The 18,047-nt window shown below is 59.5% G+C and carries 16 protein-coding genes; 6 read left to right on the top strand and 10 right to left on the bottom strand.

Features of this window, described 5'->3' with window-relative positions; all coding sequences use genetic code 11:
* Positions 1-6: 6 nt before the first annotated feature.
* Positions 7-1,524 (top strand): tripartite tricarboxylate transporter permease, encoded by a 1,518-nt coding sequence (locus ACUTSW_RS13145; protein WP_004947387.1) that lies wholly within the window; start codon positions 7-9, stop codon positions 1,522-1,524.
* Positions 1,525-1,562: 38 nt separating this feature from the next.
* Here the strand turns inward: ACUTSW_RS13145 and ACUTSW_RS13140 are convergent, their stop codons facing one another.
* Together ACUTSW_RS13140 and ACUTSW_RS13135 are read right to left on the bottom strand one after the other, a co-directional pair.
* Positions 1,563-2,192, bottom strand: coding sequence for a CatB-related O-acetyltransferase (locus ACUTSW_RS13140; protein WP_445584610.1), 630 nt, complete (start codon positions 2,190-2,192; stop codon positions 1,563-1,565).
* Positions 2,193-2,347: 155 nt separating this feature from the next.
* A complete protein-coding gene (locus ACUTSW_RS13135; protein ID WP_445584609.1) occupies positions 2,348-3,343 on the bottom strand; it encodes a DMT family transporter in 996 nt (331 codons plus the stop codon).
* Positions 3,344-3,511: 168 nt separating this feature from the next.
* On the opposite strand from ACUTSW_RS13135, the gene pdxR (ACUTSW_RS13130) reads away from it, so the two are divergent.
* Positions 3,512-4,969 carry a MocR-like pyridoxine biosynthesis transcription factor PdxR gene (gene pdxR, locus ACUTSW_RS13130; protein WP_445584608.1) on the top strand — a complete coding sequence of 486 codons (1,458 nt, stop codon included), beginning with the start codon at positions 3,512-3,514 and terminating at the stop codon, positions 4,967-4,969.
* Positions 4,970-4,977: 8 nt separating this feature from the next.
* Here pdxR (ACUTSW_RS13130) and ACUTSW_RS13125 read toward each other — a convergent pair whose 3' ends face one another.
* The 4 genes from ACUTSW_RS13125 to ACUTSW_RS13110 are packed head-to-tail and all read right to left on the bottom strand — an operon-like array spanning position 4,978 to position 8,632.
* Positions 4,978-5,478 carry a protein disulfide oxidoreductase gene (locus ACUTSW_RS13125; RefSeq protein WP_062868118.1) on the bottom strand — a complete coding sequence of 167 codons (501 nt, stop codon included), beginning with the start codon at positions 5,476-5,478 and terminating at the stop codon, positions 4,978-4,980.
* Positions 5,471-6,187 carry a DsbA family protein gene (locus ACUTSW_RS13120; protein WP_445584607.1) on the bottom strand — a complete coding sequence of 239 codons (717 nt, stop codon included), beginning with the start codon at positions 6,185-6,187 and terminating at the stop codon, positions 5,471-5,473. The genes ACUTSW_RS13125 and ACUTSW_RS13120 overlap by 8 nt, the downstream gene beginning before the upstream one ends.
* The gene (locus ACUTSW_RS13115; RefSeq protein WP_445584606.1) at positions 6,184-8,217 is read right to left on the bottom strand and encodes a protein-disulfide reductase DsbD family protein; all 2,034 of its coding nucleotides are present in this window, start codon (positions 8,215-8,217) and stop codon (positions 6,184-6,186) included. The genes ACUTSW_RS13120 and ACUTSW_RS13115 overlap by 4 nt, the downstream gene beginning before the upstream one ends.
* Positions 8,218-8,266: 49 nt before the next feature.
* Complete coding sequence (locus tag ACUTSW_RS13110) at positions 8,267-8,632, bottom strand: copper resistance protein (RefSeq protein ID WP_073441027.1); 366 nt, start codon at positions 8,630-8,632, stop codon at positions 8,267-8,269.
* 299 nt (positions 8,633-8,931) lie between these two features.
* On the opposite strand from ACUTSW_RS13110, the gene flk reads away from it, so the two are divergent.
* Complete coding sequence (gene flk, locus ACUTSW_RS13105) at positions 8,932-9,963, top strand: flagella biosynthesis regulator Flk (RefSeq protein ID WP_062868122.1); 1,032 nt, start codon at positions 8,932-8,934, stop codon at positions 9,961-9,963.
* 4 nt (positions 9,964-9,967) lie between these two features.
* Here flk and ACUTSW_RS13100 read toward each other — a convergent pair whose 3' ends face one another.
* Positions 9,968-10,423: a rhodanese-like domain-containing protein gene (locus ACUTSW_RS13100; protein ID WP_445584605.1), complete on the bottom strand. Its 456-nt coding sequence runs from the start codon at positions 10,421-10,423 to the stop codon at positions 9,968-9,970.
* A gap of 92 nt (positions 10,424-10,515) precedes the next feature.
* Between ACUTSW_RS13100 and pdxR (ACUTSW_RS13095) the strand changes: the two genes are divergently transcribed.
* Positions 10,516-11,949 carry a MocR-like pyridoxine biosynthesis transcription factor PdxR gene (pdxR, locus tag ACUTSW_RS13095; protein ID WP_445584604.1) on the top strand — a complete coding sequence of 478 codons (1,434 nt, stop codon included), beginning with the start codon at positions 10,516-10,518 and terminating at the stop codon, positions 11,947-11,949.
* On the opposite strand, the gene ACUTSW_RS13090 is transcribed toward pdxR (ACUTSW_RS13095), so the two are convergent.
* On the bottom strand, positions 11,936-13,123 hold the full coding sequence (locus tag ACUTSW_RS13090; RefSeq protein ID WP_445584603.1) for an MFS transporter: 1,188 nt from the start codon (positions 13,121-13,123) through the stop codon (positions 11,936-11,938). The two genes, pdxR (ACUTSW_RS13095) and ACUTSW_RS13090, sit on opposite strands and share 14 nt — an antisense overlap.
* A 199-nt stretch (positions 13,124-13,322) precedes the next feature.
* Entirely contained in the window at positions 13,323-14,219 is an 897-nt protein-coding gene (locus ACUTSW_RS13085) for an endonuclease/exonuclease/phosphatase family protein (protein ID WP_062868125.1), read from the bottom strand.
* A 216-nt stretch (positions 14,220-14,435) separates the two neighbouring features.
* Here ACUTSW_RS13085 and pepT point away from each other — a divergent pair, with 216 nt between their 5' ends.
* On the top strand, positions 14,436-15,668 hold the full coding sequence (gene pepT / locus ACUTSW_RS13080) for a peptidase T (protein WP_445584602.1): 1,233 nt from the start codon (positions 14,436-14,438) through the stop codon (positions 15,666-15,668).
* A gap of 35 nt (positions 15,669-15,703) precedes the next feature.
* Here the strand turns inward: pepT and ACUTSW_RS13075 are convergent, their stop codons facing one another.
* Entirely contained in the window at positions 15,704-16,816 is a 1,113-nt protein-coding gene (locus ACUTSW_RS13075) for an SLC13 family permease (protein ID WP_062869704.1), read from the bottom strand.
* A 155-nt stretch (positions 16,817-16,971) separates the two neighbouring features.
* On the opposite strand from ACUTSW_RS13075, the gene apbE reads away from it, so the two are divergent.
* Positions 16,972-18,003, top strand: a complete 1,032-nt coding sequence (gene apbE, locus ACUTSW_RS13070) for an FAD:protein FMN transferase ApbE (RefSeq protein ID WP_445584601.1) — start codon at positions 16,972-16,974, stop codon at positions 18,001-18,003.
* Positions 18,004-18,047 lie beyond the last annotated feature (44 nt).

The raw sequence follows: 18,047 nt of genomic DNA, 5'->3' as shown, positions 1-18,047 counted from the left end.
GCGATGATGGAAACCTGGATGTATTTAACCCAAGGGTTCGAGGTGGCGCTGGTGCCGCAGAACCTGATTATCGCACTGATTGGCTGCTTCGTCGGCACCATTGTCGGCCTGCTGCCGGGGCTGGGGCCGATCAACGGCGTGGCTATTCTGCTGCCGCTGGCGTTTGCTCTCAAGCTGCCGGCCGAGTCCGCGCTGATCCTGCTGGCGACGGTCTATATCGGCTGCGAATACGGCGGCCGCATCTCGTCCATCCTGCTTAACGTACCCGGCGACGCGGCGGCGATCATGACCGCGCTGGACGGCTACCCGATGGCACAACAGGGCCGCGCCGGCGTGGCGTTGTCGATCTCGGCGGTCAGCTCTTTCGTCGGTTCCATGATCGCCATCGGCGGCATTATTCTGTTCGCCCCGCTGCTGGCGCGCTGGTCACTGGCGTTCGGTCCGGCGGAGTACTTTGCCCTGATGGTGTTCGCCATCGCCTGTCTGGGCAGCATGATGAGCCAAAACCCGCTGAAGTCGCTGCTGGCGGCGCTGATTGGACTGGGGCTGGCGACGGTAGGCGTAGACGCCAACACCGGCGTTTACCGCTTCACCTTCGACAGCGTGCATCTCTCCGACGGCGTGCAGTTTATCGTGGTGGTGATCGGGTTGTTCTCGGTCAGTGAAATCCTGCTGATGCTGGAAAGCACCAGCGGCGGACAAAAGCTGGTGCGTAAAACCGGTCGCCTGTTGTTTAACCGCAAAGAGGCCGCAGAGTGCGTCGGCCCGACGCTGCGCTCTTCGGTGATCGGCTTCTTCGTCGGCATCCTGCCCGGTGCCGGCGCCACCATCGCCAGTGCGCTCACCTATATGACCGAAAAGAAAATCAGCGGCAACAGCGAGACCTTCGGCAAAGGGGATATTCGCGGCGTCGCGGCGCCGGAAGCCGCCAACAATGCTTCGGCCTGCGGCTCGTTCATTCCGATGCTAACGCTGGGCGTGCCGGGTTCGGGCACCACGGCGGTGATGATGGGCGCATTGACGCTGTACAACATCACGCCAGGCCCGGCGATGTTCACCGAGCAGCCGGACATTGTCTGGGGCCTGATCGCCGCGTTGCTGATTGCCAACGTGATCCTGCTGATCATGAACCTGCCGCTGGTCGGCCTGTTTACCCGCATGCTGACCATCCCGCTGTGGTTCCTGGTACCGGCGATTGCCGCCGTGTCTGCGGTGGGCGTTTATGCGGTGCACAGCACCACCTTTGACCTGCTGTTGATGGTCGGACTGGGCGTGTTCGGTTATATCTTGCGGAAAATGCACTTCCCGATGTCGCCGCTGATCCTGGGTTTCGTGCTGGGTGAAATGCTGGAACAGAACCTGCGCCGCGCGCTGTCTATCAGCAACGGGGATTTCGGCATCCTGTGGAGCAGCGGTATCGCGCAAACGCTGCTGGTATTGGCGGTAGCGGTGCTGGTGTTGCCGCTGTTGCTGCGCGGAGTGCGAAAACGCCGCAGGGTGGAAGAAACGGCCAAAGCCGAGTAAGTATAGTGGGCGGGGAGATTACCCCGCCCTTTTCAGTTTTAACGCTTAATGTCGTTTATCGCCCGTTCCAGGGCGGCAATATCATTGTCGGCCAGCCAAGGTTGCACGCGGGCAAAATCCTCCGCCGACAAATCATAAATGCGCAACGCGAGCAGCCGTGCGATCGTCTCCGGAGCAAATCGCAGCTTGATCGGCCGCGCCGGGTTGCCGCCCACGATGGCGTAAGGTTCGACATCCGCAGTCACTATGCTGCCTGCGGCCACCACCGCCCCTTCGCCAATAGTGACGCCCGGCATCAGCATCGCCCGCATGCCTATCCAGCAGCCGTCGCCCAACCGGGTATCGCCCTTGGGCTGATAAGCGGCCTGGATACTCTCCATAAACGGGTACAGGCTCAGCCAATCGATACGGTGCGTATGATTGCCGCCCATCAGGATCACCGCCTCGGCGGCTATGCAGACATAATCGCCGATCAGCAATTTGTCTATCGGCCCCAACGGTGGCCACTGTTGGCTGACCGCGTCGCCGTGTAAATAACGCACGACGGAGCGTTCGAAACCGCTATCCCAGCAGTCGCTGTAATAGCTGTGGGTTCCCTTGACGATAATATTGGGATTGGTCACCGTTTGGTGCAGCAGTTCTGTTTTGGACCAGTGTTTTTCAGACATGGCGCTTTCTCTTTTGCTGGTTGCAAGAGCCACGGAACGAGATCTGTGGCCGTGTTTTCGTTCACTCAACACGGCCTGTTTAAGCGATGATCGCCTTTTTTAATCTTGGATTGTTAGTCATGATTGCCTCTCCAGCGAGGCATAAGGGTAACAAATCAGGCCTGATCCGTCTTCTTCTTCAGCATCAACACCCCACCCATCACCAGCGCGCTGCCCAGCAGTTGCAGCCGGTTCATGTTTTCCCCCAGCAGAAAATAGGCAATGACCGCCGTGAACACCAGCTCCAGCGACAAAATCAGGTTTGCAACCGCCAGCGGCAACGTCTTCAGGCTGATATTGTACAGGCCAAACCCCAGCAGCGTCGGCCCGGCGGCCAGGATCACCAGCAACAGCCAGCCACTCCATTCAATGCCCTGCGCCCCCTGGGACAGGAACCACAAAGAGCCGGTCATGCCCTGAAATGCCGGCAGGGGAAACAGCGTCAGCGCGATGTTGAACAGCCATTGGTAAACCGCCGAAAAACCAAACACATACAAAATGGTATTCCACACCGGATAGCGCCGTTCCGTGGCTACGCGCCCTCCCAGGGTGTACAGGGTATAGCCGATACCGGACAACATGCCGATCAACAACCCCAGCAGGTTGAAATGGGCATTGCCCAGGCTGTCGCCGTTACTGACCAGGAAACAGCCGCCCAGGCTGACCACAATCACCAGCAGTTGGCGCAGGTTCAGCCGTTCGCTGTACATCACCCAGCCAAGAAATACGGTAAAACCTACCGAGCAGTAAGTAAGAATGGTCGCCACAGAAGCGCCATTCAAGGCTACCGACAGCGTCCACAGGCTGTTGAACACCGCCAGCAGCAGGCCATAACAGGCATAAAAAGGCACCTGCGCAGGCTGCAAACGCGCCCATTCGGGTTTGAGCAGCAACAACAACGGCAATAACACCAGGGCAACCAATGCCGCACGCCAAAAGGCCAGCACAAAGGTGGGCAAGTGATAATGCTCCGTCAGCACACGGATAATAATGGCGGTAAAGGCCAGCAGCATGGCGCTGACGATGGCAATGACATACCCCTGACTGCTGCCCTGCAAAATACGCGCACCGGGGAAAACCGGCCTTGCTGAAATACCCGACGGTAATGACATGACACCCTCAAAAACTGCGATAACGGACTCAGGCAGGAATTCTAACGCGGCGAGATTTTGTCGCCAGAGCCACTTTCCCCGATTGTTATGCAGGCCACTTTTATCCGCTTGAAGCCCGATAGCCATGAGGTATAGTAAAAATCATTGCCCCTGACCGAGCCAATTCCCATGCATATCCCGTTAGACCGCCAGCAGGATGTCCCGCTGTATCTGCAAATTGAAGAGGCGCTGCGGCGGGCGATACTGAGCGGCGTCTTTGTCGATGGCGACAAACTGCCGTCCACCCGCACATTGGCAGCCGAACTGGCCGTCAGTCGGCTGACGGTCGACAATGCCTACGCCGAACTGGCGTCCAAAGGATTTCTGCGCCAGCGGCGCGGCAGCGGTGCCTACGTCCTGCATCCGGGCGCGCGGCCTGCTCAACCGCAACCGACGTCCGATACGCCGTTCCCGGCAGAGCGTTTCACCACGCTGACCTCGCGACTGGACGGCTACCCCGACACGCCGCTGCCGGATAACATCATCAACTTTGCCGCCGGCGTCGGCAGCCCGAAGGTTTTTCCCCAGGAAGAATTCCGCAAGATATTGCTGTCGGTGCTCAGCCGCCATGCGGAAGAAGCTTTCGGCTATGGCGAATACTGCGGCTACTACCCGCTGCGCGATACGCTGGGACGGATCCTCACCGCCCAAGGCATCCCCACCCAAGCGGAGCAGGTGCTGATCACCAACGGCTCGCAGCACGCCATCAGCCTGATTGTGCAAAGCCTGCTTGAGCCGGGAGATACCGTGATCGTCGAAGAACCCACCTACGCCGAAGCGCTGGGGCTACTGCGCCTGCACAGGATCAATATCGTCACCATCCCCAGCGATCGACACGGCATGCGGGTTGAACACCTGCCGGCGCTGCTGGAAAAGCACCGACCAAAACTGATTTATACCATCCCCAACTTTCATAACCCGACCGGGCGTTGCATGAGCGAAGCCCGCCGCCGACGCCTGCTGGCGCTGGCTCAACATGCCGGGGTGCTGATACTGGAAGACGATTTTGTCGGCGACCTGCGCTACAACGGCAAACACTTGCCGTCACTGCGGGCGCAGGCGCAGCCGGGCGCGGTGATGTATGTCAGCACCTTTTCCAAAATGCTGCTGCCCAGCATGCGCATCGGCTACCTGGTCGCAGACAGTGAGCAATATCAGCGGGTAGCGCGGTTAAAACACGTCGACAGCTTTACCAGCTCCAACCTGATCCAGCGGGCGCTGGATGCCTTTGTCACCATTGGCCGCTATGACAAACAGCTGCGGCGTGCCGGGCGGATCTACCGCCAGCACCGCGACGCCATGGTAACGGCATTGCAGCAGCATCTGCCGCACGGCTGCCACTTTGAAACGCCCGAGGGCGGATTGTTTATCTGGCTAACGTTGCCCGCTGCGGTTAACAACGAAACGTTGATGCCGGTGGCCTGGCGCCACGGCGTCACCTTTGCACGCGGAGAGTGTTTTTATGCTCAGGAACAACGTGGTACGCATGGCCTGCGATTGAATTTCGCCGCTAATACGCCGCCGCTGATTGAAGAAGGTATCGCCCGACTCTGCCGGGCGATTAATGAGGTCATCGCCGCCAAATAGACCGGGGCTTACCGCCCGGCCCACCACAGACGCAGTTTCATTCCCCAGTAGCTGGTCCAGCCGGTGGTGCTCTGCACCACCTTGCCCTGGGAAATGACCACCAGCGTCGGGGTGACGCCAACCTGCCACTGCGCCGACAGCTCGCCGTGCGGATCGTTAACCACCGGCAGTGTCAGCCGCTTGCGCGCCAGCCACTGTTCGACCTGCAGATCGTCACCGGAACGCAGCGCCACGGTCAGCACATTGCCCCCCTCCTCCGCCAGCCTGGCAACATACGGCGTGGTGAAGCGGCACACGCCGCACCAACTGGCCCAGAAATAGACCAGCAGCGGCTTGTCCCGGCTGAGCTGCGCGAGTGAAACCCTCTCGCCGCTCAATGTGGTCAACGCCTGCGCATCGAAAGCCGCCGGTGCCTGCGGTGCGCGCAGCCAGTCCATCGCCATCACCACCGCCAGCACAATCAGCAGCAGGATCAAGAGTTCGCGCCCCCAGCGCCGCAGCTTAGCCATTTTTGGCCTTCGCCAGTTGCTGTTTCACTATCGCCTCCAATTCCTCGTAAGATACCGCCCCCGGCAGCATCTGGTCGCCAATCAGCGTCGCAGGCGTTCCCTGCACCCCCAGTTTTTCCGCCAGTTCCATGTTGGTGCGCAGCGTGGTCATGCTCAGCTCACTCGGCGCCACCGCTTTCACCCCGGTTTTCTGCTGGGCGGCGGCGATGCTGGCGCTGTCGTGGAAGCCCTTTTTCGCCATCAGCCGCCGGTGCAACGCCCAAAACTGGTCCGGATGTTGCTGCCAGGCAGTTAGAGCGACACGCGCAGAGCTGACCGAACTTTCGCCTTTGAACGGCAGCAGTTTCACCACCAGCGCTACCTCCGGATTTTGTTTGACGATTTTTTCCAGCATCGGATCAAAACGCTTACAGTACGGGCAGTTGTAATCCGTGAACACCACCAGCGTCAGCCTGGCGTTGTCGGCCCCCAGACGCGGGCTGGCAGGGTCTTCATACAAAGCTTTGGCGTTTTGCTTAATTGCCTGATCGATCTGCTGGCCGGCGGTCTGCTGCTGCCAGGCATCGACCGCCTGCGCCAGAATATCCGGGTTCGACACCAGGGTTTCGCGGATCAGTTCCTTAATGCGCAACTCCTGCTCTGGGGTAAAGGGGGCGGCGGCCCAGACAGGAACGGCAATCAGCATCAATAACATCAGTAACTTTTTCATTGTGAATTTCCTTTGGCGGCGGACAGGGTTTGCAACACGGCATCGCGGGTTAACAGCGGGGACAACACCACACCGTCTGGGCTGCCGGGGCCATAAATCTGGTTAAAAGGCACAGCAACGCTGCCGCGCCGTTGCAGGAAGGCGCTGATTTCGGCAGAAGGACGGCTCCAGTCACCCCGCAGAGCGACCACGTCTTCGGCATTCAGCGCTTTTTGCACATCATCACGCAACAGTACGTTGAATTTATTGGCTTTACAGGTGACGCACCAGTCGGCAGTGACGTCGATAAACACCCGCTTACGCTCGGCCAACGCCTGGGTGATCGCCTGCTCGCTCAGCGGTTGCCAGCGCACCTTGTCCTGCAACGGCTGACGCCACAACCCGGCAGTGAGCGAACCGGCCAACAACGCCACGCCGAACAGCACCAGCATGCCGGTAACCCATCCGGCAGCAAGGCGCACGCCATGTCGTCGCCATACCGCCAACAGCAGAGCCAGCAGCGCCATGCCGCCCAGGGCCAGCGTCGGGGTGGCGCCAATATGATTCACCATCAGGCTCAGCAGCCACAGCGAAGAGGCCAGCATCAACAGCCCCATTACCCACCGTAACGCGTTCATCCAACGCCCCGGACGCGGCAAACGCAGCGCCAGCGCCGGCCAGGCGGCGATCAGCAGCCACGGCAGGCTCATACCGATCCCCAACGCGACAAACATGCCCCACAGCACCGGCAGCGGCGCGGCCAGGGCAAAAGCCACGGCGGTGCCAAGAAAGGGCGCCGAACAGGGCGTCGCCAGCAAGGTGGCAAAAGCGCCCTGCCAGAAATGCCCGCTCAGGCCGTGCCCGTTATGGGTCGCCAGTTTGGTATTCAGCGAAGAGGAAAGCTGCACGTGGAACAGGCCGAACAGGTTGGCGCTGAACAACAACGTTACCAGCACCATAAAGCCGATAAACCACGGGTTTTGAAACTGAATGCCCCAACCGAGCGCCTGATTGCTCAGCCGCAGCGCCGTCATCAGCAACGCCAACGCCATAAACGAGGCGACGATACCCAATGACGAAGCCAGAAACTGCAGCCGGATGCTGCGCCGATCCCGCAGTTCTACCTGCAAAATCGAGCCCAGTTTGATGCCGAGCACCGGTAGCACGCAGGGCATCAGGTTGAGGATCAGGCCACCGGCCAGCGCCATCAGCACCGCCTGCCACAGCGGGAAAGCCGCCGCCGGAGAAACCAGCGGCCCGCCAATCGGCAATTGAACCTGCTGCGCGATGCCGCCGTCACTGATGACCAACGTCAGGGTTTTGCCGCGCAAGTCCGGTGCGGTATCCCCCCAACCATCACTGACCGGTACCTGCGCCAACATCCGACTGCCGTCGGTGCCGATCTGCGGTTTGCCGAGATCGGCATCCTCCAGCGTATCGAAGAACAACTCGGGCTGTTGCCAGCCGGCGGTGCGCTCGGCGCTGATCTGCAGTTCCCCACGCTGATAACCGGCTTTAATGCCGTCAACCAGGCCATCGGCTATCGGCACCTGCCTCATCGCCTGAGCAAAGTCATGGTTAAACTGCGCGTCTGGCGGCGCGCCGAGATCGAGACTGAACGGATAGTCGGTCAAGATGCAGACGTTACTGCAGGTAGACAGCGTCAGGGTGCCCGCCAGCTGAGGCGGTACGGCTCCCTTTATCGCTATCGGCAGTTCAACCCGATCGTGATATCCCTGAGTGGAAATGCCGGCTACGTCAAAACGCTGCGGCGTCGGCCAAAACCAGGTGGCCGGCGGCGGGTTGCCTTGCCAGCTTATCGCGGGCGCAATACCGCCTTCGCCGGGTGAACGCCAGTAGGTTTTCCAGCCTTGTTGCAACTCTATTGCCAGCAGCAGCCGGGTCTCCCCAGGGTGCGACGTGTCGGCGCGCAGCCGCACTTTGGCGTGATCGTTGGCCGGGCTTTGCAGCCAGCCGCTGTCTGCCGCCTGCAAGGCGGGCAGCCACAGCATTAACAGGCAGGCAAGCGCCGACCTGATGATATTCAACATGTTTTTTCTCCATAAATGAGTCAATCACCAAAAAGGACGGGCGATTAACTCATTCACGGAATACGCATAATCGGAGGTGTACCCTGAGGGTCGTGGGAGAAATCACTCTGGGAGGGGGAATACGCAGACGCGCGGCCACGGTGGGTGCCAACAGCACCAACAGCAGGCCGAGACCGAACAGCAGGGTTTCGAACATCACCGGCGGCGCAGCCAACAGAGATTTGGCGCTCAGTTCGCAGGGCTTGGGCTGCAGTGCAGCGTCGTCATCGGGGGCGGAGGTTGCGGCACCGGCAACGGGCAGGCCCATCGCCTGCTGCAACGCATGCAGGCCCGCCATGCGTTGAGTCATGCAGGTCAGCACCACCAGGCAAGCCAGGCATAAAAACCATTTCGCAATCCGCTGCTGTTTAACCATGCTGCCCTCAATGCCAAGTCTGGGCTTATCTTAGCGGCGCAGACGTGATTAGCAATCATTTTGCCTGTAAAGAAATGTCTGAGGGCGGTATTGGTAGCGGCCATTTACAGGTATCATGGAGGTACACCTGCGCTTTTCGCCGGGTACGACGATTTTTCTCTCCCCAAAGTAATTGGGGTTGCGGCAAGGCGGCAAGCAAGTGAATCCCGATGACTCAGTAAGTGATTCGGGTGAGATTGCACAGTCAACGCAGCTGCAACCTCAAGTAAGAAGGGGATACACAGCGAAGGACTGGTGATATGCAACCTTTGAGTGGACCGGGCACCCCGATCGCCAGCGATCGCCCTCCGAACCCGGGCAAAACCACAACCACCGACGACAGCCCGCTCTCTCCGGCGCAACGCACTACGCTGGAGAAGTTGATCGTTAAGATCATGGCGCTCAGCCCGGCCAAGTCCGCAGAAATCTGGGCCACGCTGCGTCACGATCTCGGGGCAGACCATAATAGCAGCGAACTGCTGGCTCGCCATTTCCAGCCGGCCGAGCAACTGTTGCAAAACCGCCTGAACCAGGTGCAGCAAAGCCATGCCAGCCGCCAGTTGCTTCAGCAACTCACCGAACTGTTGCCGCAGGGCAATAACCGCCAGGCCGTCAGCGATTTTATTCGCCAGCAGTTTGGCCACACAGTGCTGAGCCAATTGAGCCATCCGCAATTGCAGCAGGTGTTGAACCTGTTGCAGACCGGCAGCCTGGCCATTCCTCATCCGCAGCAGACCGCCACCAGCGATCGCCCGTTACTGCCTGCCGAGCACCAAAACCTGCAACAGCAGGTGACCAAACTCAGCGCCGCTACCGGCGAGTCGCCGATCAAGATCTGGCAGACGCTGTTTGATCTGGCCGGGGTAAAAACCAACGACCCGCTACCGGCTCGCCATTTCCAACTGCTAAACCAGTTTTTGCAGGTCAAAGTGGCGCTTAGTCCGCAGTCCGCACCGACGCTGAACAGCCTGTTGGCCGTACTTAAACAACCGGCCGACCCACAGGAACAACAACAGTTGAATGACTACTGCCAGTCACGTTTCAACTGCAACGCCAGTGCACCGCTCACCCACCCGCAGATGAGCGATGCCATCAACCAGCTGTTTGCCCGCCGTCTTGAAAAAACCGGCCCCACTCAGCCGATCGCCGGCGGCCCTGCCGAACCGCAGCCGTTGCTCAATCCGTTGATCGCCGCGCTGCCTCAACCGCTGCAAAAGGCGCTGAACAAGCCGGCAGTGGCGTTTATCCTGCTGATTCTGGTACTGGCGGTGGTCTTGGCGCTGGTGTTTTAACCCATCAGGCACAGCCGCAGTCTTCCCCTGCTGCAGTGCCCCGCAGCGACCCCGGCTGCTCACCGGTGGCCAATGGATGGCCATCGCGTTTCCAGAAATCCAGCCCGCCAATCAGCTCCTTCACTCTGAATCCCAGTTGCGCCAGCTTGTATGCCCCCTTGGTTGAGCCGTTGCAGCCGATGCCGTCGCAATAGGTGACATAGACTTTATTGCGATCCAGATGCGCCGTGCCGGCCTCGTCCATCAGCCGATGCGGCAAACTGATAGCACCGGGAATATGCCCGGCCGCATACAAGGCTTGCGCGCGAGTATCTATCACCAGGATCTCGCTGACGCCGTTGCGCAGATCTTCCGCCACATCCCATGCGTCCGCGTAATAACTCAATTTCGCCGCCAGATAATCCAGGCTTTGCGTCGCCGGCTCAGGGGGAAATGCCAAAACCAATGAAGATGCCGCCATAAAATTCACTCCTGTGGATGAGACTAATGACAATATTGCCTGATTTTGGTCTTATGATTGATACCCATTCTTGCCACAAGACAAGACCCATTATGACCCGTGCACTAATCTCGCTTTTCCAACGGCCGGAACAGGACGCAGGCACCTTGCGTGAACGCGTTTGCGGCACGCTGCGCCGCGCTATTCATAACGGAACGCTGAGCCGTGGGCAGCGGTTACCCTCATCACGGGTTCTGGCCGGGGATTTAGGCGTCTCGCGGGTGACCGCCGAGGCGGCGTACAGCCAGCTGGAGGCCGAGGGATATCTGCAGCGGCGGGTTGGCCAGGGCACCTTTGTGGCGATAGACATAGTGAAGTCCCCTTCAGCCCGCAAAATCACGGGCGAGCCTCGCTTGTCATCACGTGGCCGGCAAATCGTGCAAACCGGTGGCTGCCGCGATCCACAGCAACCGCTGCCGTTTGCCGCCGGCTCACCGGAACTGCGTGCCTTCCCGTTAAAGCTGTGGAAGCAGCTCACCGCTCAGCAATTGCGCCTGCGGGGAGAAAACCTGATGCGCTATGGCGACCCTCAGGGTTACCTGCCGCTGCGTGAGGCCATTGCCGGTTACGTTAGCCAGGCGCGCGGGGTCAACTGCGACGCGCAACAGGTCGTGGTGCTGACCAGTTCACAACAGGCGCTACAGCTGATCGCCGCCCTGCTATTGGACAGCGGCGACAAGGTATGGATGGAAGACCCCGGTTATGCCGGTGCCAGAAACGCCTTTACCAGCGCAGGTGCAGAGCTGGTACCGGTCAGCGTGGACGACGCCGGTATGCAACCACATGAGCAGTTACCCAGGCCGCAGTTGATTTACCTGACGCCCTCACACCACTATCCCACCGGCGTGGCACTGAGCCTGGCACGGCGACTCCAACTGTTGGCGTTGGCCCAGCGGCAGCGGGCATGGATTATTGAAGACGATTACGACAGTGAATTTCACTATGACGGTCAGCCGATGCCGGCGATGCAGGGGCTGGATCGCCAGGGCAACGTACTGTATTTAGGCACCTTTTCCAAAGCGCTTTTCCCTTCTCTGCGGCTGGCCTATCTGGTGGTGCCGCCCGCCCTGGTGGAACCTTTTACCACCGCACGTACGGTTTACGACGGCCACAGCGCCCAACTGATGCAGGCGGTCACCGCCGAATTCATCCATCAAGGGCATTTTGCCGCCCACATCCGCTACATGCGCCAGCTGTACCGCAGCCGTCGTGACCACTTGCTGCAGGAAGTGCAGGAAAAGCTTGGGCATTATGCCACCCCACAGCAGGCAGGTGGCGGATTGCAACTCAGCGTCTGGCTGCCGCCGGGCCAGGAAATCGCCCTCACCCGCCAGGCGCAGCAGTTGGGCGTGATCACGCCTGGGCTGGCGCCACAGTATCAAACGGCGCAGGCGCGACGCGACGGCTGGCTGTTGGGTTTCGCCGCCCTGACGCCGGGGGAGATCCGTGCCGGCGTCGAACGGCTGGCCCGGATCATTCCCGCTTAGCGTTGCTGCGCGCAAACAACAGCGTGAAAGCCACGCCGGTCAACGCACACACCACTCCGGCCATAAATACCGAGGAATAGCCCAGCGACGTGGCCAACAGCCCGGTCAATGGGCCGGTAATGGCGTAAGAGACATCCTGAAACGCCGAGTAACCGCCGACGGCCGTGCCGCGCACCTGCGGCGGCACGCGTTTCACCACCTCCACGCCCAGTGCGGGGAAGATCAATGAGCAACCTAAGCCGGTGAATGCCGCCCCACCCAACGCCATCAGCGGCGTGGCGGCCGAGAACAGCAGCAGCAGGCCAAAGGCCTCAATCAGCAATGAAACCAGTGCCACGCGGATGCCGCCGAACTTGTCGGGATAATGGCCAAACAGCAGACGCATCACCACAAATGCCACGCCGAACATCGTCAGCGCCAGGCCGGCATGCCCCCAGCCATTCGCGGTAAAATACAGCGACACAAAGGTGCCAATCACCGCAAAACCCACGCCCTGCAATGCCAGCGCTACGCCCGGTTGCCAAATGCTGCCCACCATTTTCCACAGTGAAGGACGTTCACCGTGCGTTGGCGCCACCGCCGCGACACGCATATTGAGCAGCATGGCGATCAGCGGCAGCAGCAAAGTAGACACGCCTAACGCCACAAAACCCCAGTGCTGATGCAACATCAGGCCGACAGGCGCGCCTGCCGCCAGCGAGCCGTAGATCGCCATGCCGGTCCAGGACATTACCTTGCCGGAGCGGGCGGCCCCCACCAGACCAAAACCCCAGGTCAGGGTGCCGGTCAGCAGCAGGCTTTCGCCGTAGCCTAAAATCAGGCGTCCGAGGATCAGCAGGGCGAATTTGATCTCTGGCGCCGCCGGCAGCAGCGCTGACGCCAGATAGGCGACGCCGGCCAGCGAACAGGCAATCATCCCCTGTCGCGCCGAGCGTTTGCCGCCAAAGCGGTCAGCCAGCCGACCGGCGTAACCGCGGGTCAGTACCGTCGCCAGAAACTGAATTCCCACCGCGACCCCCACCATCAGGTTGCTCATGCCCAGTTCAAAATGCACGTACAGCGGGATCACCGGCAACGGCAAAGCTACAGTCAGATAGGTGAGAAAGATCGCGCAGGTCAGCGAAAGCAGCGCTTTGTTAGCGGAAGGCTCCGCATGTGAAATCGTAGATGACATAGATTGCTCACTCAAAAGGGGAAATACAGAGAGAGCCAGATGACTCCAACGCTCTCTTCTCTCGTTGCCAAAGGCAACAAGAACGAGCGCGTTGGATTACGTGAACGCCTACGCAACCCAGAACCCTGGGTTGTATCGCCAGATAGTAACCAGCGGGCTTTGCGGCTGTCAATCGCCAACCCGCGTTTACTCGGGCCCTTTACTGCTCGGTCAGCCGCAGCTCGGCTACCACCGGCAGGTGATCGCTGACCGCAGGCCAGTGAATGCCATTCCAGTCGCCGCTGGCGTTAGGCACCGTCAGGCTGTCGAGATGCCAGCGTTGGGCATTGCCGCTAAAGATATAATCGACTTTGATTTCCGCATTTTCCGCCGGCCAGCTGCGGCCATCTTGCGCCGCGGGCATGATGTCGTTCCAGTAACGGCTCAGTTCGGTCCAGGTGACGCTGCCCGGCACGTCGTTCATATCGCCGAACAGCAGCTTGATGCCACGTATCTCGATGGTGCGATCGTTTAATTCACGCACCTGATCCAGGCGCATGGCCGGGTCTTCCTTGGTGTCCAGATGGGTATTGATCAAAGTGATCGGCGCCGGAAACTCGGGCACGTCGGTCTGGGCGCTAAAGGCAATGCGCTGTTCACGCTGGCCGGAAGGCAGCGGATAAATCTTGCTGTCATGCAAGGGGTATTTCGACAGAAACGCCAGGCCATATTCACCGCCGTCAAAGTCTATCGCCCGACCAAAGGCTACGTGCATGCCGGTCAGCTTGGCCAATTCCTCCGCCTGATCGAGTTTCCCGCTGCGGCCGGTGAGCTTATCCACTTCCTGCAGCGCCACCACGTCGACGTTCATCGCCTTGATCGCCTTGGCGATGGCGGTCATGTCGCTGACCTTGCCGGCGGCAATATTGAAGCTGGCGATGCGGATCTTCGGTGCCTGCTCCAGATCATAGGTTTTGTTCTTCAGGCCGCCGAGTGCGCTGGCCACTTCGCGGCTGTTGACGTTACTGTTGGCATTGCCGGCAGCGGTGGACGACCAGGCGGCATGAGACATTCCCAGGGATAACAGAGTAATAAGCAAAGCATTACGTGAGCGCATCGGTTCTCCTTTAACGATCAGATTTATTGTTGGGGCACCCTTTCCCCCACAGCTAACAACGATTCTGCCGCAGATACCTGCGACTATTTCCTAGTTGCGCCGCTATTTTTTTATTCTGCGCGGCGTCTCGCATTCCGACAGCGAAAGCATTGCAGCAATGGACAACCGGCTGATTTAGCATTAAAACCGATAGACAGCTTATCGAGAGGAACCCGCATGACCAGCGCCATTGCCGAACAGCTTACCGAACGTTTCTTTCGTTATCTGGCGGTCACCAGCCAGAGCGATGCCGCCGTCAACGCCCTGCCCAGCACGCCCGGCCAGCATGATATGGCAAAGTTGCTGGCAGCCGAGTTGCGCCAACTGGGGCTGAAGGACGTGCAAATCGACGAGCACGCCACCGTGACCGCCCGCAAACCCGGCAACCAACCCGGTGCGCCGCGCATCGGTTTTATTACCCATATCGATACCGTCGACGTCGGCCTGTCGGCGCATATTCATCCGCAGCGCCTGCGCTTTAGCGGCCAGGATCTCTGCCTGAACGCGGAGCACGACATTTGGCTGCGCACCGCCGAACATCCGGAGATCCAGGCCTATCCGAACGAAGACATTATTTTCAGCGACGGCACCAGCGTGCTCGGCGCCGATAACAAGGCGGCGGTTACTGTCGTGATGACATTGCTGGCTAACCTGAGCGCCACAGACCGCCACGGCGACATTGTGGTGGCCTTTGTGCCGGATGAAGAGATCGGTCTGCGCGGTGCCAAAGCGCTGGATTTGGCGCGCTTTGACGTAGATTTCGCCTACACCATCGACTGCTGTGAACTGGGCGAAGTGGTTTATGAAAACTTCAATGCGGCGGCGGCGGAGATCCGTATCGAGGGCGTGACTGCACACCCGATGTCGGCAAAGAACGTGCTGATCAACCCGATTCGCATCGCCACCGACATCATCAATCAGTTCGATATCCTGGATACCCCGGAACATACCGAGGGGCGCGAAGGCTATTTCTGGTTCAACGACATCACCGCCAACGCCAATCTCGCCACGCTAAAAGTGTCGATTCGCGATTTCGATCTGGTTGCTTTCAATGCGCGTAAAACGCGTATTCAGGAGGTGGTGCGGCAGGTGGCGGCGAACTACCCGCGCGCCAGGGTGAGCTGCAGCGTTACGGATATCTACAGCAATATCAGCAATTCAATCGGTGAAGACAAGCGCGCCATCGAACTGATTTTCGGCGCCCTCGCCGCACACGGCATTCCGCCGAAGGTGATCCCGATGCGCGGCGGCACTGACGGCGCAGCGCTGTCCAGCCGTGGCGTGGTGACGCCGAACTACTTCACCGGCGCGCACAATTTCCATTCGCGTTTCGAGTTTCTGCCGGTCAGTTCCTTTGTGAAATCTTATCAGGTGACCCGCAGCATTTGTTTGCTGGCGGCTCGTGGTTAGAAAAGCGTTGGCCGCGCAGCAAAGCGCGGCCGGTGTCAGGCCAATAGCCAGCCGAGCAGCGCACCCCAGGCCAGCAATGGCAGCGAGTAGTAATGGAATTTCAGCCAGATCTTGCGCTCCCCCGCCATGCGCAGCGCAATCAGGTTCGCCAGCGAGCCAATCGCCAGCCCAAAGCCCCCGGCGTTCACCGCATAGGCCACCAGTTGGCTGGAAGGCACGTAGTTGAGCAGCAAAATGGTCGCCGGCACATTGCTGATGATCTGCGACAGCCCAATCCCCAATGCGTAAATGCCGCCGTCACCAAGCCGGGCGATATCGGCGAACCAGGGCTGAATCGCCTGCAATTGGGTAAACAAGCCGACGTCGATAAACATGGCGATAAAGACAAAAATCAGGCTCCAGTCGATCTGCAACAGCACCCGGCGCGCCAATAGCAAGAAACCGGCAAACACCGCCAACAAGCCGTACAGCGGCAAGCCGACATCCAGACACAGCAGAAAAATCGCGTACAGTGCCACGCAGCTCAGCAACAGCGGCCGCTGATAGGGATAGCCCTCAGTATGCGGTGCCTTTACGATATCCCGCGCCGGGAAGCTGAACCAGGTCAGGGCCAGCAGGCTGACCATCATCGCCGCGCCAAAGGGCGCCATCTGAATGATAAACCCCAGGAAAGAGAGCGACGACTTGCTCCACAGCAGAATGTTTTGCGGATTGCCGATCGGCGTTAACAGCGAGCCGGCGTTGACCGCCAGCGCCTGGAAGATAATCAGCCGACTGATCGGCAGCGAGGAAAGTTTTTTTAGCGTAATGGTCAACGGAATGGCGATAAACAGCGCCACGTCATTGGTCAGGAACGAAGACAGCAGCGCGGCGGAAAACACCAAAAACAGCGCCAGCCACCGTTCACTGCGCAACGTGTTGATGATTTTACGGCCAACAAAATCAAAATAGCCGCTGACCTCAACGCCCTTGGTCAACAGCATCAGCCCCAGCAGGGTAATAATGGTGCGCCAGTCGATAAAACCGGCTAGTGCGGGCAACTGCTGCGGGTTTAGGGCGGCCATCACCACACCGGCCAACAGCAGGATATGCAGGAAACGATCTTTCAGGAACGGTTGGATCAGCCGGGCAGCGGCGTTTGAACTCATGGTCATCGCGTCAAAAATCAATCTGGAATCAGGAGCCAGACGTTAGCGGAAGCGCGACGTCAACGCCAGCAAAATGCTATTTTACCTTTCTGCGCTTTTCATTTGCCGCGCTTTACTTTATTTGTAGCGCCTTTCTACGTTTCTAAGGACTTTTCATGGTCAACGCTATCGCCAAAGGGCTGTTGCTGAGCACCGCGCTCAGCCTGCTTGCCGCCTGTAACGATCGGGAAACCCGTTCGCAGATCGACCTCGAAGGCAAAACCATGGGCACCTTCTACAGCGTCAAAATCAGCGGTGACGTCAAGATCAGCAAGCCGTTGCTGCAACAGCAGGTCGACGCCTTGCTCGAACAGGCCAACGATGATATTTCCACCTACCGCCCCGCGTCGGTGCTGTCGCGCTTCAATCAATCGCATAGTACCGACCCGCAACCCATCCCGCGCGGGATGGCGGATATTATCCTGACGGCCCAGCGCATCGGCCGCGATACGCAGGGTGCGATGGATATTACCGTCGGCCCACTGGTGAATCTGTGGGGTTTTGGCCCGGACAAACGCGCCGTCAAGGTACCGCAGCAGCAGCAGATTGAAGCCGCGCAAAAAAATATTGGCCTGCAGCATCTCAAATTGCTCAGCGACAGCCGTGGGGAGTGGCTGCAAAAAGATCTGCCGAACATGTATGTCGATCTCTCGACCCTGGGTGAAGGCTACGGCGTTGACCAGCTGGTTAAACTGATGGCGCGCAACGGTATCACCAACTATCTGGTGTCGGTCGGCGGCGCGGTGTCCTCACGCGGCGTCAACGGCCAGGGCAAGCCGTGGCGTGTGGCGATCCAAAAACCGACCGACAGGGAAAATGCGGTGCAGGCGCTGGTCGATCTGCAAGGCTACGGCATCAGTACCGCCGGCAGCTATCGCAACTACTTCGAACAGAATGGCCAGCGCTATTCGCACGTTATCGATCCCGTTACCGGCCGGCCCATCACCCACCGGCTGGTCTCCGCCACGGTGATAGCGTCAACCGCGCTGGAAGCGGACGGCTGGGATACCGGGTTGATGGTGCTGGGGACGGAAAAAGCGCTGAAGCTGGCGAAAGAAAAAGGGCTGGCAGTGTACCTGATCAGCAAAACCGATGAAGGTTTCAGCGCCGTGATGACGCCGCAGTTCAAAGCGTTTCTGGCGAAGTAGTCTTCGTTTCGTAAAAGCGGGACGCAGCACACTGCGCCCCGCGC

This window comes from Serratia sp. TSA_198.1, from assembly GCF_052686505.1.
The sequence above is the reverse complement of the archived record's forward strand: the minus strand, read 5'-3'. Positions and strand labels throughout refer to the sequence as shown.